Source organism: Capnocytophaga sp. G2 (assembly GCF_035282625.1).
GTDB lineage: Bacteria > Bacteroidota > Bacteroidia > Flavobacteriales > Flavobacteriaceae > Capnocytophaga.
The window spans coordinates 52,774-68,662 of record NZ_JAYKBU010000009.1 but is presented as its reverse complement, the minus strand read 5'-3'; the positions used below and the strand labels follow the sequence as shown (position 1 = coordinate 68,662).

Below are 15,889 nucleotides of genomic sequence, written 5' to 3'. Positions count from 1 at the left end.
CTCAAATAATTAATTCATCATACATTCTAATTAAAAATCCCAATTTGATATGTCAGTAATAACCCTATTAGAAAAGGCACAACGCATCAACAATGCGATGCCCGCACGTATGGCTCAGCGTCCGCAGGTGAGCGAAACCGTAATTCCCGAAAAGGAATTTATCACTGTAAAGCAAGCGAAGGAAAAATTTAAAATTCCTATCTATCTGAATGACGACGACAAACTATTGCTCCTCAAAGGCGATGTACTGGTGAAAGGCAACATCACCCGCCAATGGACGGAAGACCTTATGGAAGGCTTACACTGGGAAGGCGATGCTTATGGTATCTTTATCGATGGAAATCTTACCGTTGCAGGTGATATTTTAGATGATAATTACTTGCATTTAAGAGTATCGGGCAACGTGATTTGCGATTATCTCTTTACCTATAACGGTGCTATCTTCATAATGAAAGACCTTTATACTACCTTTGGGCTGTATGGCGAGTATAATGATGGTATGCTTGATGTATTAGGCAATACCAATGCACCGTATTTCGTAGAAGTTGGACACTATATGCCCGACGAAAGTAAGGTTACTGAGTTTATATTCGTAGAAGCCGAAAACGAAACTGAACAAGAGGATTGCTATCTTCACGACCCTGAAACAGGCTATTTGGAAGAGAGCTGGAAACTCCTCAGACCAGAAGTATGGGAAGAAAATGAGCTTTTCTCTTATTTTTCTGTCAATCGTTTCTTTCAGTTGGTAAAAAACGGAGAAAATCCACTTATCAGCGTAGATACTTATAAAAAATAATTGTTATGAACCTCTCTAACCTTCCCTATCGAACTACTTCTTATGACGAGATTGCCGATGAGCTACCTGAGTCGTCTCTATACAAAGAGCATTACGACACTCGTTGGCAAAATCGCGTTATCGTGATTGACGGCGACTGGATTTTGGACGAACCTTTGGATTTAGACGCTGTCGATGAGCTTTCTCCTTACTACAACCCCGATGACTACGATTCTCTGCCCCTTTTTATTCTCGTAAAAGGCAATATGCAGGCTACCAATATCTACAATGGCGAAACCTGTGGTTCTTGCGGATTAGTGGTTTTGGGCAATCTCACTGCCGAAAATATAGTGGTCGGTGGGCAAGAGATTTTCGTAGGCGGTGATTTGCGCGTTTCGGGATTCTATTGGGGCGATTACAATCACGGAAGCCTTACCGTAATGGGACATATCAGCATTTACGTGTTCTTGGAAACTGATTACAATCACGATAACAAGCGTTTTGAAGAAAGACGCAATGCCGATATTACCGAATACCTCACCGATGATGATTATGGAGGGCTTTTGTTAGGGGAAAAGCTCGTTTCTTACTTAAAATCCGAATTTTCTTTTGTGTTAGACGATATTTTAAAGATAGATTATATCCCTTGGAGCTGGAAATGCTGGATAAACGAAGAAAAATTATTTCCCGCTTTAGCACAAGGCGAAGCTATATTCGTAAGCCCTGAAGAAACACAAAAACGTCGCGATGAAATAAGTAAAAAACAAGTACATCTGTTCCCTAATACCGATATTTCGATAGAAAATTTACTTCGTTTTACTTATCCGCCCCTCTTCTCGCTTGTATGTAAACCTGACAAAAACAATCACCCGCGTTTTGAAATGTGGGACGACAATGATGTATTTTACCGCATCCTTTACGACCCTGACGATGGCACTTATTCTCTTTATATCCAGAACGGTGAAGATTATGGTGTGCTTGCCCAAGTATATAAAGGGAAGTTATACACCTCAATCAATACTTTTACTGATGAGGGAGTAATTGATATGACTGCAACATCACATCCCGCACATTTTGCGTTCTTAGAAAAAGAGTTTGCTTACTTTTGCAGGCGTTATAAAGAGCTCATCAACAGTCGCATCTACTATCTTTCAAAAGTGAATGAGGCAAACTTTAAGTCGCTTTTAGCCAATGGAAGACTTCAAGATTTCTACGCACAAAAAGGAAAGAATGCTGATGGTTATGTAACGCTTCAAAAAGATGATTTCATACTAAAAGTAAGTAACGAAGAGGCAACCACTGCGAGAATTAGCCTCGGTGAGCACAGCAAATACAATGAGGACGGTTCTGTTGCTTATCTGTACTTTCATTATGAATGGAACACCGAAAGAAATTGCGTGTTACTCATCAACGAAGAGGAAGATGGCGAAGAATATGAAGCAAGTTTTGGCAACACCCCACGATACTATCGCGCAATGATTTATTTCAGGAAGTTGCAACTATTATTCCCACCTGTGGAGGAGCAAAACAACAGGGTGATATCCTTTCCCGACGGGAGATTTTAATAATACCAATAGAGACAAGAGATACAAATAACATTTAAAATTGAACTATTATGAAAACATTTATTTTCGGGCTAATACTTGGGATATTCTCAGTGCACGCACAGCAATATCAATTGGATAGTATAAACCATATAGGTTATAGGGTAGATTCGCTCAGTAGTGCCTATCAAGTTACAGATTGGCAACATTATAACGCTAAAAAACATTTATTAGTAGTAGGCGATAACCATATTTTCCCCCATCGTTACGCTACCAAAACTGTTATTAAGAATGACAAAGAAGGCAATGAGATTTATAATGTTTTTTACCGCCAAGATTCTTTGAGTAAAAGATGGATAGCAATCCAGAAAGATGAGACTAAGAAAACGAAAAATAAACTCATCAGTATTACTTACCTCAATGAAAATGGCAAAAAGCTATCCCCCAGTAGCAAACGCGTTAGCAATACAACAGGTCACATCACCAAAACTGTGTATTACAAATATCTCAATAGGCGTTGGCTTAGAAATACTCGCAATACTTATACCGAGAATGAAAAAGGACGTACAGTGCTTTCTGTTGATGAAATTTGGGATAGTGACATCCAGCAGTGGCAAGGCGACAAGAAAATTGTACGAAAGTTTGAGAATGATACGCTCCTTAAAGAAGAGATTACCTATTCTTTTGGAAATAATGAGTGGTATGAAGACGAAAAAACAGAGTATATTTACCCTAATGAGAATGAAAGAACCTCTATACAGTATGTTTATAGAGAGGATGGGTGGCTACCTACGCAAAAAATCACTTATACAGAAGATAAGACAAACAGAATTTTCACTAATATAGTACAAGTTTGGGATAAAGAGCAAAACAAATGGCAGAATCAGAGTAGACTCACTGATATATTGGGCGAAAACAACCAGAGTACCTCTATTACTTCAGAGAATTGGAATAAAAAGACCCAAACATACGAGATATACTACACTAATAAGTACCGCTACAACAAAAACAATGAGCTTATTGAGTATTTATTCATCAAACCAAACGAAGAAGAAGGGAGAAGCATTTTTGAGTATGACCGCGAGGGCAATCTGCTGAAAGAAACGAGATATAAACGCACTTCATCAGCGCAAGAATGGCAACCTACTGACCTTATTGAAAATACGCTATCCTCTATTTTATTTGAGGATCTTTTAGATAAAGGATTTTTAAGCAATTCGGCGGGAAGAATAGGCAAAAAAGCCCTCAGTGAACAAAAACTCTACCGATATATAGATGGCAAATATTTACTTTACAGCCACAAAAAGTTTTATTATTCTAAAAGGTAATAAAAGAAAACCAATCCTATTTCACATACAAAAATCCCTTTTTTACTTCTTTCTCCCCTTTATAAAAATAAGTCAATATATAAAAATATGTCCCTGAAGGGAGTTTTTGTCCTTTTGCAATAATTCCTTTTGTATTTGCATACCCTCGAAATATCTCTCCATTTTCTTGATAATGGTCACTTTCATATACTTTTAATCCCATTTCATTAAAGATAAGTAATGAGACAGGCATATTGGCATCTGCATTTTCTACTTTAAAATAATTATTAGAACCATTCATTGTAGAAACTGCATTATAGATCTCTATTTCCTTCTTCTGAGGAATAGGTTTTGGATTAGGGATCACCTCTTTAGGAGTAATTGTAATAACTTGAGTATGAGTAGCAGTATTTCCACAAGCATCCTTGGCAAGCCATTGATAGATGACCTTACTTAGTTTGCCATTTATCTTTTTCTCTTCTTTAGATGGAGTTACAGTCACTGTGCTACAAGTATCCGTAGCAGTAAGGGTGGTTTGCACAGGAATAGGTGTCCCCTCTTCTATACTTATATCTGTAGGGAGTGTCCCTACAAAGGTGGGTGCTACTGTATCCTCTATCTTAATTGATTGAACATAACTAATAGAAGATCCACAAGCATCCATAGCCGTATAAGTACGCTCTATAGTATATGTGTTCTCACAAAGTTCATCAAGCTTTCTATCCAAAGAGGAGACTCTTACAGGAGTACAGCCGCCTTCCGTAGAGGGAAGTTCTGCTTTGGGTAAAGGTTTCCCACAAGAAAGGGTTACTGATAGAGGAAGCGTACTTGTTACAAACTTCAAAGGAGAGATCACTTTGGGAGTAATTGTAATAACTTGAGTATGAGTAGCAATATTTCCACAAGCATCCTTGGCAAGCCATTGATAGATGACCTTACTTAGTTTGCCATTTATCTTTTCCTCTTCTTTAGAAGGGGTTACAGTCACTGTGCTACAAGTATCCGTAGCAGTAAGAGTGGTTTGTGCAGGAATAGGTGTCCCCTCTTCTATACTTATATCTGTAGGGAGTGTCCCTACAAAAGTGGGTGCTACTGTATCCTCTACTTGGATTTGTTGTACATGAGTAAGTACAGTAAGATCACATATATCTTTCACCATGAAGGTACGCTTAATAATATAATTATTAGGACAACTCCCACCTATACGTTCATCCTTATAAGTAATAGAAGGATTACAGCCTCCTGTAACCGTAGGAAGATCTACTTTAGGAGCCGTACTGCAGGATATAGTAACATCTGAAGGAGTGGTAACAAATGACATTTCAGGAAGTGTCTCATCTTTTTCAAGAACAAAACCTCCTTTATCTTTAGGATTATTATCAGTTAGAGCAAAGGCAATACTATCCATCACTTCTATTTTAATAACCCCTGCAGGCACCTGAAATCCTGTATTCCCATAGGGGATTTTTCCTATATTAATATTAGGCAATGTAACCTCATAGTTTCCATTATTATCCACCCCTTCAGCTAAAACATACTTAAAAGTCTCTCCTAAATCATCGGAAAGAAGGATACGTACTTTTGTTCCTCTAAATATCTGGTTATCCACATTCCATGTAAGAGAGAGCTTTTTCCCTCCTTGATATTTTTTATCAACTGTATGAGTGGTAATCTTAAAAGGAATACCTTCTTTCACAAGTACCTGCGTTTCCACTAAGTCATACTGAACAATATAGTCCAAAGCCTGATCAGGCTTTGCATCACTTACTCCTATCCAAAAAGTAAATATCCCTGTTTTCTGATTTGATAGCCAGCTATTGACAATTTCATTTCCTGTTTGCTTGTTATACTCTTTCTTAAAAGTTACAAGATTGGTGGTTGTTCGCTTAGGAATTATATATTGGGCTATAGAGGCTTGCTCTCCCTTTCGTACATCTCGCTGTTGCGCCATATAATATAACTGTTCACTATCTGGGTCAGTAGCTGGTACATAGAACTGAAAATAAGTATCTTTTGGAATTGTATACTGTTTTTTTATTTTTGTTTTGTCTATCTTAGGGGGAGCAGAAGTAAAGGATATTTTTCGCAAATGCGCCCCTGCATCTTCATTAAGAAGCTTCCGAATACGCTCAACACTGGATAAAGAGAAAAAATCTCTTTCATTTCCATGGCTCATCACAGATTGACCTTTATCATATTCTGTTTTTTCACTAGCATAATCGTGGACAACTCCACTAAAAGTATGTATTCCACCAAAGAGATGTCCTATTTCATGAGCAATTACATTCGCAGTAGGAACAGCAACCGCATCTGCTTTGTGTTCTTGGTTATACACTCCTTTGATATAAGCAAGCCCTCTTACTCCTTTAGCAATAGAAGAGGTATAGGAAATACAAATACCCACATCATAGTTCTCCACTCCAATAAGGTCATTAATAGCTTTTGTAGAGAGTCCTATAACATAACTTGCATTCTTAGTGCGAGGAAAGATCTCCTTATCAGGATCAGTTACAATAAGCCGCTCATCTTTGACTAACTCAAAACGAACCCCAATATCCCGCATATACATTACATTTAGGAAATGCTCTGTATCTTGCCAAAACTGTTTTACTTTTTGGGAATTTTTATTAAAATACGAACTATTGAAAGCATTATAAGTAACATATATCGCCAAACGATATACCTTGAGTGTTTGAGTGTTAGAAATGGTTGGTTGCGCATTCACTCTAACTAACCCTAACATTATCAGTAATATATATAAAGTAGTTGTTCTCATAAAAATTGTTTCTTAACGCGCTGCAAAGATAATAAAAAATATCCTAAAAAAAAGGCTGAAATTTTCTCAAGAATTTCAACCTTTTTTAGCTAAAGAAACATACTATAATGAATCACATATTATTTGAATTTGTTCATACCCTTCTATTAGAACTACTACAACTCAAAAAAATCAATTATATATCTTATTTTATATTTTGTTCTGCCGCAAAATTAATACTTTACAAATAGTTTCAGCTAAAAATTCATAGTAAAAAATACCAATTTTTCTGCCATTTTGTCAGATGTACAGGTGCGGCATTATCTTTGCTGAGGGATAGACAAAATTTGAATACAAATGAAAGGACAAATAAATGTTTCCGTGGAAAATATTTTTCCACTTATCAAAAAATTCTTATATAGCGATCATGAGATTTTTCTCCGTGAACTTATTTCCAATGCCACTGATGCTACCTTAAAGTTCAAACATCTATGCCAAATAGGCGAAGCCAAAATCCCTTACGGGGATCCTATTATTGAGGTAAAAATAGATAAGGAAGGGAAAAAACTACATATCATAGACCAAGGAATTGGGATGACAGAGGAAGAAGTAGAAAAATACATTAACCAAATTGCTTTCTCTGGAGCCGAAGAATTCCTTAATAAATACAAAGATTCCGCTAAGGATACAGGTATCATTGGACATTTTGGATTAGGGTTCTACTCGGCTTTTATGGTAGCGGACAAAGTAGAAATCCTTACCCGTTCATACCAGGAGGATGCCCAAGCTATACGATGGGAATGTGATGGTTCACCTGCCTATAGTATTGAACCTATAGAAAAAAAGGATCATGGTACAGAAATCATCCTACACATTGCTGAAGATTCTGTTGAATTTTTAGAAGAAAGTAAAATACGCCAACTCCTTATTAAGTATAATAAGTTCATGCCTATCCCTATTAAGTTGGGTATGCGTAAGGAAGCTCTTCCACGTCCTGAGAATGCTCCAGAGGACTATAAAACAGAGTACAAAGAAGTAGATGACATTATTAATAATCCCACTCCTGCTTGGACTAAACAACCTTCTGAACTTACAGAAGAGGATTATAAGGCTTTCTATCATGAGTTATATCCTTCTCAGTATGAGGATCCTATGTTCAGCATTCACCTCAATGTGGATTATCCTTTCCACCTGACAGGAATTCTCTATTTTCCGAAACTTAGCAATGATCTACAATTTCAAAAAGATAGGATACAGCTCTACCAAAATCAGGTATTCGTAACCGATAATGTAGAGGGAATAGTTCCTGAATTTCTCACTCTCTTGCGTGGAGTTATTGATTCTCCCGATATCCCTTTAAATGTATCACGCTCTTACCTACAAGCCGATAGTAATGTAAAGAAAATTTCCAGCTATGTAACCCGTAAGGTTGCCGATAAGCTCCAATCTCTTTTTAAAGAAAACCGAGAAGATTTTGAAAAGAAATGGAATGATATCAAAATAGTCATAGAATATGGTATGCTTTCTGAAGAAAAATTCTTTGAGAAAGCACAGAAATTCGCTCTCTATCCTACTGTAGAGGGTAAATACTACACCTTTGAAGAACTCTTAGAAAAGATAAGACCTTTGCAAACTAATAAGGATGAGCAACTTATCATTCTTTATGCCAATAATAAGGAAGCTCAACACAGTTATATCGCAGATGCACAGGAAAAAGGCTACGAAGTACTGCTTTTAGATTCTCCTATTGCAGCACATCTTATACAAAAATTGGAAACTACCCAAGAGAAAATATCTTTTGCTCGTGTGGATGCAGACTCTATAGAGAACCTCATTAAAAAGGAAGATTCACAAATCTCTAAACTTTCTGAGGAAGAAACCGAAAAACTTAAAGACTTTGTTACTACAGCTATTGATAACACTGCCTATACAGTACAACCAGAAGCTTTGGAAAGTGATGCTACACCTTTCCGTATTACCCAGCCTGAATTTGTCCATCGTATGAAAGAAATGCAAGCTTTAGGAGGCGGCATGATGGGAGGTTTTGGGAACTTTCCTGAGATGTATAACTTAGTGGTTAATACCAATAGCCCTTTAGCAAGCCAGATTCTTGCCACTGAAGATGAAACTGCCCGTAAAGCCCTTATTAGTCAGTCCTTTGACCTGGCACGTCTCTCTCAAGGACTACTCAAAGGGGAAGCTCTTACTGAGTTTGTCAAACGTAGCTTTAGCTTACTGAAATAGTTGCTTTTTTACAAAATTTAAGAGGCTGCCCAAAAGGGTAGCCTCCTTTTTTCTAAGATAAAACAACTTTGTCTATAACCAATCTATAGAATCATTCAATTATTTTTTCTCCCTTTTTCTCTTAAGAAAACTCCACCGTAACCGTTGTTATGGCTTATATACCAAAGGAATAGAAAGTGTTGTTTGGTTTCCTACCTTATCTGCTACAGTAAGTTCAAAGAGATATTCTTCTTCTTCAGTAAAATATTTGTCCGCCAATGTGAAAAATAAAAGATTTTCTTTATGTTCATACTCCATTAGCACCCATTTACCATTGATTGTAGCGGTATATTTGCCTATTCCACTAAAATTATCAGTAACACTTACTTTAAGTTTGTCTAATTTAGCTATATTATTCTTAGCTTTAGAAAAGTTCAATGCCTTCACTGTAGGAGCTTGTTTATCTGTGGTGAGTACAAACTTACCCAATGTTTTTACTCGAGAGGTAAGAATATTCCCTTTACGATATGTATTTTGATAATATTTTTTTGCTTTCTTACCTCTCACAGAAGCAATACATACATAAGGAAGTTCCTCTGAGGTATATTTTGTAGCATTGAATACTACATTATACTGTTTTTGTAATGGTTGTATAGGCGCATTCACAGAGAGTGTATCACCTTTTTGCTGTACCTCAATAAAGGTATCATGAAAGAAAGTGTTCTCAGGAAAAAAAACAGAAGCTTGATCTGTTTTATACATATTATCCCTATTAGCCACTAAAGGTATCCCTTTATTTTCAAGGTTTCTTTCAGTAATAGCCTCCTTTTTACCTTCTATAGGAATAGTAATAGTAGCCTTATTATGATTGAAATCCTCCACTTCTATCTCTATCAAATAGGTAAAGCCTTCTTCAATATCTATCACTCCATTATCCTGAGCTAAAGAATAAATAGAAAGTTTATTATAAGGTTCTTTATAAAGGAGTTGTATGCGGGAGCCCACTTTAGTAAAGAGAGGATAATCAATAAAAGTGTTCAAATAAGGATCCTCTCCAGAGACTAATTCATCAAATGTATAAGAGAGTTTGGGAGACCCATTCACGGACATAGTTACCTTATATATTCCATAGGTATTATAAGTACCTGTCATCTTATCAATAGCTTGAATCCCCAATCCTATCTTTCCTTGTGCATATATCTTAGCTGTATGATAAGCTGTTTTTTCTTTGGCTAAATAAAGTTCTTTTTTAGTTTGTTTTCCCTCGATAGCAGAGGTATCCTCAAGCGGATAGGCTATAACCTTAAAGACCAGTGGGGAAATATCATCATCACAAGGATAACCAAAGAGAAAAGGATTATAAGCATTTTGAGTATGTGTATCCCGAATTTCATAATGAACGTGAGGTCCTGCACTACCTCCTGTATTACCACTCAAGGCAATTAAATCTCCTTTTTTCACCACAAAATCCGTAGGCTTCGGTTGGAGTTCTATTTCATATTTCTCTGCCTTATATTGGTTCTCTTTGACATATTTTTCTATCTCTGGAGCAAATTTTTGTAAGTGAGCATATACTGTCGTATAGCCATTAGGATGATCTATATATACTACCTTCCCATAGCCATAAGTGCTTACACGAATACAAGAGATATAACCATCTGCCGTAGCATATACATTCTGTCCTTGTTTGCCATCAGTTTTAATATCCAAACCTGCATGAAAATGATTCCCTCTAAGTTCACAAAAATTCCCTGCATACGAAAGAGGTATATCTAAGGGAGAACCAAAATAATCTCTGGGGTATTCTTTTTGAGATTGTTGAGCAAAAAGAAAAGTAAAAGAAAAGTATATTATAAGAAAGGAAATTCTTTTTATCATCTTTATACAAATAAACAAGCGGGCAAAGTTACAGGTTTTTAAATTACTAATCAAACTTTTTAAAGATTAATTTCAGTTAAGATTTTTTTAAAATCATATAGAAGATAAATAATAGAAACATCCCTATATTTATGAAATCACTTGTAAAAAGTTCATACGTCCATAACAGCCCTTCATATTTTCCTCTGAAAGCATAATAGAACAGGATTTGATATCCAATATGAAAGATAAATCCCATAGCCAAAGCTAAAGGAATAAAGAAATATTTTCTACGAATAAGGTATAAGCCTATAAGAAAAGGGATTGATAATAAGAATGCTTTTAAGTAAAAAAGAATATCCATGTGATCTAAAAATACTTTATTGCAAAGATACAATTATATACTTTTCCTTTATATACTATTTAAAAAATTTATAGTAATATGCCCTTTAATTACTTTTTTTATGGTAATTTTGCCTCAAATTATCAAGTTATGAAATTAAGTTGGGCTGCAGGAATCCTTATAGCTATCTTGGCTTTTGTAGGATTTATTATGTACTTCTTTGTCATTACTCTTATTGATAAAAAGTATGATCATGAACTGGTAACAGAGGATTATTATGCACAAGAATTGGAATACCAAAAAAATATAGATACAGAAAAACAGACCCTTGCTCAAAATATGCAGGTAGAAATCACCTATACCAAAGGTGCAAACAGAGGAATTCTCTTTGATTTTCCGGTATCCGTAACGGGCAAACCTGTAGTAGGAGTTATTTCCTTCTACCGTCCCTCTGATAAGAAGAAGGATTTCTCTCTTCCCATCACCTCCCTTGAGGAATGTTCCCTTATGGTTCCTGATACATTACTTTCACAAGGGCGTTGGAATATCCGTGTAGAATATGCCTTTGAAGGGAAAAATTATCTCACTCATTTTGATAAAGTAGTTTACTAATGTTATACCTTGCCTTCCTTCTGGGACTGGTGGGGAGCCTTCACTGTGTAGGTATGTGTGGTCCCATTGCCTTGTTACTCCCTTTGCAAAAAAAGCGAAAAGGATTTCGTTGGGTACAAATAGGAAGCTATTTTTTAGGAAAAACCTTATCTTATAGTGCTATGGGAGGACTTTTCGGGCTCTTGGGTGAAGGTCTTTTTATTGCCCATTATCAACAGGAGTTTTCCATTTTTATGGGACTGCTTATGATATGTATGGGTGCTTTTTCATTGCTAAATATCTCCATAAGGTTACTAAGTAATCCCTTTTTGAAGGGATTCTCTCATCTGAAAAATGCTCTAGGCAAACAGTTAAGCAAAAAAACACTGAGTGCCTGTCTCTCTATAGGTTTTCTCAATGGATTCCTCCCTTGCGGACTGGTGTATACCGCTCTATTCAGTGCTCTTGCGCTGGCAAGTATATGGGGAAGTATAACTTATATGTTCGCCTTTGGGATAGGTACTATCCCACTAATGCTCCTTATGTTGCTCTTGGGAAACTTTATTCCCATTCCCATTCGCAGGAAGCTTAATCAATGGCTGCCTATTATCATAATCCTTGTAGGAGTATTATTTGTATTACGTGGGTTAGGTTTAGGGATTCCTTACCTCTCTCCCGCCGATACCCATTTACTTCTACATTCTAAGGCTGACTGCTAACCCTAATAAATGAAATATTTCTATCTATTATTCTTTATCTTTTTCACTTCTTGTGGTATTTTTCACAAAAGAATAGTCCCACCCAATGTCTCCATGTATCCTGCAGAGATTCCCTTAATACATAAGGAGAAAGATTCCCTATACTACTTCAAGGACAATTACCTTATTCGAAACAAACAAGGAATCTGGGAATTATACCTCTCAGGGAATCCCCTGCAATTAGGACTCAACTCAGGAGCTCTTACTCAAAGGCTCTATCACCGGCAAGATAGCTTATTTTTTAATAAGTTAACAGATTTTGTTCCATCTGAAAGACAGCAGCACTTCATCTACAAATTTCTTAAATGGTTCAATCGAGATATTGATAAGAATATCATCCCCGCCTATAGAGCAGAACTTTATGGACAATCTCGCTATTCGGATACGCTCTTTGACTATATTGCTCCCAAATATGAGCGTAGTCTTTATCTACATTCAGCTCATGATATTGGGCATGCCTTGCAGGATTTAATGTTAGTGGGATGCTCTTCTTTTGCAGTATGGGGAGAGCATACCCAAGGAGAAAAACTTCTTATTGGACGTAATTTTGACTTCTACCTATCAGACGATTTTGCTACTGAGAAAATTATCCGTTTTGTACGCCCTGATAAAGGTATTCCTTTTATGTCCTACGCTTGGGGCGGTATGATAGGAGTAATGTCCGGTATGAATCTGGAAGGACTTACCGTAACGATTAATGCCGGAAAATCCAATATTCCCCTTAAGGCTCGTACCCCCATCTCTCTCCTATGCAGAGAGATATTAGAGAATGCCTCCACCACTGAACAAGCTATTGCTATTGCTAGGAAACGGAAAGCATTTGTATCCGAAGCAATTATGGTTGGAAGTGCCAAAGAACACAAGGCAGTAATTATAGAAGTTTCCCCAAAGAAGTTTGGTGTATATGAAGCTACAAATGGCATGCTTCTCTGTACCAATCATTTTCAAAGTATCCCTTATGCAAAGGATAAAAAAAATCTTAAACAAATAAAGCAAACACACACTGCTTATCGCTATAAAAGGATGCAGGAATTAATAGCAGAGAACGACAAACTTACTCCTAAACAAATGGCAGCTATACTCAGAAATACAGAAGGGCTAGGGGGAAAAGCTATAGGATACGGCAACGAGAAAGCTCTGAATCAACTCTTGGCTTACCATAGTGTTATCTTCTCTCCTGAAGAGCGTATTGCATGGGTTTCTACGAGTCCCTATCAGCTGGGAGAGTTTATTGCCTATGACCTCAAGGAAATTTTCAAAGGGAAAACATATCCCCTCCACTCGGTATATCCTCAATCAAACCAAAATATTCCCTCAGATACCTTCGTTAAAGAGAAAGCATATAAGAACTATGAGCAGTATCGGCAATTAGAGCAGCAGCTTACAAAGCAATTAAGGGAGAAAAAAACTGTACGTCCTGCCGATTACCTTCACTTGGTACCTCTTAATCCTAATTATTGGAAAGGATATTACCTGTTGGGAGAAGTATATTGGACAAACCATCAATATAAAGAAGCAAAAGAACAATATGAAATCGCCTTAACAAAGGAAATTCCTTATACAGTAGAGCGGGAACGTATAGGAAAACGACTCAAAACAATAACAAAGTTGCTTAGAAAAAAAGAGAATTATTAGAAGTATTCTATTTGTCGTTCAATAATAGTTTTAGGCTTGCCATCTTGGTATTCAAAACGTCCAATCCAGTTACCATTTCTATCATATTTGTAATGAAAAGTATTTTTTTGTGCAAAATTTCTATTAAGCAAGGAAAGTATCCGGTCATAATCCCCATGTCTATTATAACGATATTTAGCTTTGTTAAGAATATTTTCTCCCTTATTCACTATATGTTGGTCTTGTTCTAAAAGTCTACCCTTATGATCATAAGTAGAATTTATCTTAGCAGAAAAATCCTCTCGAAGAAAGTTACTTTCCAAAGGAAATCCTTGCTCATTATAGACAAAGAAAGCAGAATATTCCAGTTCTCCATTCTGGTTGTATGTTTCTTCCTTAGTAATGCTTCCCTCTCCATTACAGTTGAACAAAGTAAGTCCTACTTTCTCACGTTTGGGATTAAGGTGTAACTTATATTTTTTCACTCCTTGTGCATTATACACGTATTCATAACGAAGAGTTTCCGCATTTTTATCATCAAAATAGATTTCTAAGATAAGATTCCCTTGTGAATCAAAGGTTTTCTCTACATTCATCTCGGCTATAAGGGCTCCCTTTTCAGCCATTGTACCATTTTCTTTGACATGATAGCCTTTTATACGAAGGGTTTTTATTCCTTTATGGAGCCTTTCCCTACTCCAGTCGGTCTTATGTTGACCATAAAAAATAGAGACTATCCCCCAAAATAAGAGAATGTATAGAAATTTGCATGTATTCATTATTCAAAAAAACAAGTTATTCTTTTTCTCTGCGATTTTGTATCATTTTGATTCTTTTCAGCCTCACCATGACTTCTTCCCGGTGAAGTGCCCCCTTAGCAACCTTCCCTATTGTAAGTCCCTGCACTAAGATAGAGAAAAGCACCACAATATAAGTGATTTGTAGCAAAGTTTCCTTAAACCCTCCATGATCTTGGGGAATAGAAAGTACCAAGGCGATAGAAACTCCTCCCCGTACTCCACCCCATACCATAGTGATTAGAGAGCCCTGTGAATAAGTGCTTACCTTTCTAAGGATTGTCTTGGCAGGAATATAAATTGCCAGAGCACGTCCCAGAAGACAAACAATAATAGCTATTCCTCCTAAAAGAAGTTGTTCATTGAGGTTATCTATCAGAAGCATCTCAAAACCAATAAAGAGGAACAGAATAGCATTCATAATTTCATCTACAATCGCCCAGAACTTACTTAAATAATCCCTATTTTCTTCACTATTAGCCTTTTTCCCTACATTACCTATGAAAAGTCCTGCAATAACCATAGCCAGTGGAGAGGAGACATGAGAGTCCTTTGCTATGAGAAAACCACCCATAACCACCGCCAAAGTCACCAGAACACTTACATGGTAGTCATCTACCTTTTTCATCATCTCAGAGGCGACCCAACCTAAGAGAACCCCTAGAAAAACACCTCCACCTGCCTCTATCAAGAAGAGTTTAGTAATCGTATTAAAAGAGGGCTCAAAAGAAGTATCGGTAGCAAGTTTAAGCACTACTGCAAACATCACTACAGCAACTCCATCATTAAAGAGGGATTCACCTGTTATCTTAGCTTCAATACGTTTAGGTACATTTGCCTGCTTGAGAACACCTAAGACCACAATAGGATCAGTAGGCGAGATAAGAGCTCCAAAGAGTAGACAATAGATATACGGAATATGAATCCCTACTAAAGGTGCTATATAAAACAATAGTGCTGAAATAAAAAATGCTGAAAGTACAACACTTACAGTAGCATAAGTAAAAATAGGAAGTTTATATTCCTTTAAATCAGATATATTAATATGCAATGCCCCTGCAAAAAGTAGAAAATTAAGCATAGCACTCATCAGAATTTCTGTAAAATTAAAGCCTTCCAAAAGGGTTTCAAGTTTATGAGAAAGTCCTGTGAAAATAGTCTCCCCAAAAAGGCGTATCCCTACCGATACCATCATAGCAATAACCATAATTCCGATGGTCATTGGAAGTTTCACATATCTTACATTCACATAGGAGAACAAGGCTGCCAATACAATAATTACTGAGAAAGCATAGTATAATTCCATATCTTTTTTAATTTGGGCA

At 36.6% G+C, this 15,889-nt stretch carries 12 protein-coding genes; 7 read left to right on the top strand and 5 right to left on the bottom strand.

Annotated elements, in window-relative coordinates; all coding sequences use genetic code 11:
* Positions 1-49 precede the first annotated feature (49 nt).
* From VJJ03_RS06600 to VJJ03_RS06590, 3 genes are all read left to right on the top strand, one after another.
* On the top strand, positions 50-796 hold the full coding sequence (locus VJJ03_RS06600) for a hypothetical protein (protein ID WP_323974553.1): 747 nt from the start codon (positions 50-52) through the stop codon (positions 794-796).
* 245 nt (positions 797-1,041) lie between these two features.
* Positions 1,042-2,340: a hypothetical protein gene (locus tag VJJ03_RS06595; protein ID WP_323974551.1), complete on the top strand. Its 1,299-nt coding sequence runs from the start codon at positions 1,042-1,044 to the stop codon at positions 2,338-2,340.
* A 50-nt stretch (positions 2,341-2,390) separates the two neighbouring features.
* Positions 2,391-3,647 (top strand): hypothetical protein, encoded by a 1,257-nt coding sequence (locus VJJ03_RS06590; protein WP_323974549.1) that lies wholly within the window; start codon positions 2,391-2,393, stop codon positions 3,645-3,647.
* A 16-nt stretch (positions 3,648-3,663) separates the two neighbouring features.
* Here VJJ03_RS06590 and VJJ03_RS06585 read toward each other — a convergent pair whose 3' ends face one another.
* Positions 3,664-6,402 carry a reprolysin-like metallopeptidase gene (locus tag VJJ03_RS06585; RefSeq protein WP_323974547.1) on the bottom strand — a complete coding sequence of 913 codons (2,739 nt, stop codon included), beginning with the start codon at positions 6,400-6,402 and terminating at the stop codon, positions 3,664-3,666.
* Between the two features lie 336 nt (positions 6,403-6,738).
* On the opposite strand from VJJ03_RS06585, the gene htpG reads away from it, so the two are divergent.
* A complete protein-coding gene (htpG, locus tag VJJ03_RS06580) occupies positions 6,739-8,625 on the top strand; it encodes a molecular chaperone HtpG (RefSeq protein ID WP_009745280.1) in 1,887 nt (628 codons plus the stop codon).
* Between the two features lie 147 nt (positions 8,626-8,772).
* Here htpG and VJJ03_RS06575 read toward each other — a convergent pair whose 3' ends face one another.
* Both VJJ03_RS06575 and VJJ03_RS06570 read right to left on the bottom strand, forming a co-directional pair.
* Positions 8,773-10,482 (bottom strand): M23 family metallopeptidase, encoded by a 1,710-nt coding sequence (locus VJJ03_RS06575; protein ID WP_323974545.1) that lies wholly within the window; start codon positions 10,480-10,482, stop codon positions 8,773-8,775.
* A 76-nt stretch (positions 10,483-10,558) separates the two neighbouring features.
* On the bottom strand, positions 10,559-10,825 hold the full coding sequence (locus tag VJJ03_RS06570) for a hypothetical protein (RefSeq protein WP_323974543.1): 267 nt from the start codon (positions 10,823-10,825) through the stop codon (positions 10,559-10,561).
* Positions 10,826-10,954: 129 nt separating this feature from the next.
* Between VJJ03_RS06570 and VJJ03_RS06565 the strand changes: the two genes are divergently transcribed.
* The 3 genes from VJJ03_RS06565 to VJJ03_RS06555 are packed head-to-tail and all read left to right on the top strand — an operon-like array spanning position 10,955 to position 13,788.
* Positions 10,955-11,416, top strand: a complete 462-nt coding sequence (locus VJJ03_RS06565) for a FixH family protein (RefSeq protein ID WP_040358260.1) — start codon at positions 10,955-10,957, stop codon at positions 11,414-11,416.
* On the top strand, positions 11,416-12,114 hold the full coding sequence (locus VJJ03_RS06560) for a sulfite exporter TauE/SafE family protein (protein ID WP_323974541.1): 699 nt from the start codon (positions 11,416-11,418) through the stop codon (positions 12,112-12,114). Before VJJ03_RS06565 ends, VJJ03_RS06560 begins: the two co-directional genes overlap by 1 nt.
* 9 nt (positions 12,115-12,123) lie before the next feature.
* Positions 12,124-13,788, top strand: a complete 1,665-nt coding sequence (locus tag VJJ03_RS06555; protein WP_323974539.1) for a C45 family peptidase — start codon at positions 12,124-12,126, stop codon at positions 13,786-13,788.
* On the opposite strand, the gene VJJ03_RS06550 is transcribed toward VJJ03_RS06555, so the two are convergent.
* Positions 13,785-14,546: a hypothetical protein gene (locus VJJ03_RS06550; RefSeq protein ID WP_009745274.1), complete on the bottom strand. Its 762-nt coding sequence runs from the start codon at positions 14,544-14,546 to the stop codon at positions 13,785-13,787. The genes VJJ03_RS06555 and VJJ03_RS06550 overlap by 4 nt on opposite strands.
* Positions 14,547-14,562: 16 nt before the next feature.
* Complete coding sequence (locus VJJ03_RS06545; RefSeq protein ID WP_009745273.1) at positions 14,563-15,870, bottom strand: cation:proton antiporter; 1,308 nt, start codon at positions 15,868-15,870, stop codon at positions 14,563-14,565.
* Positions 15,871-15,889 lie beyond the last annotated feature (19 nt).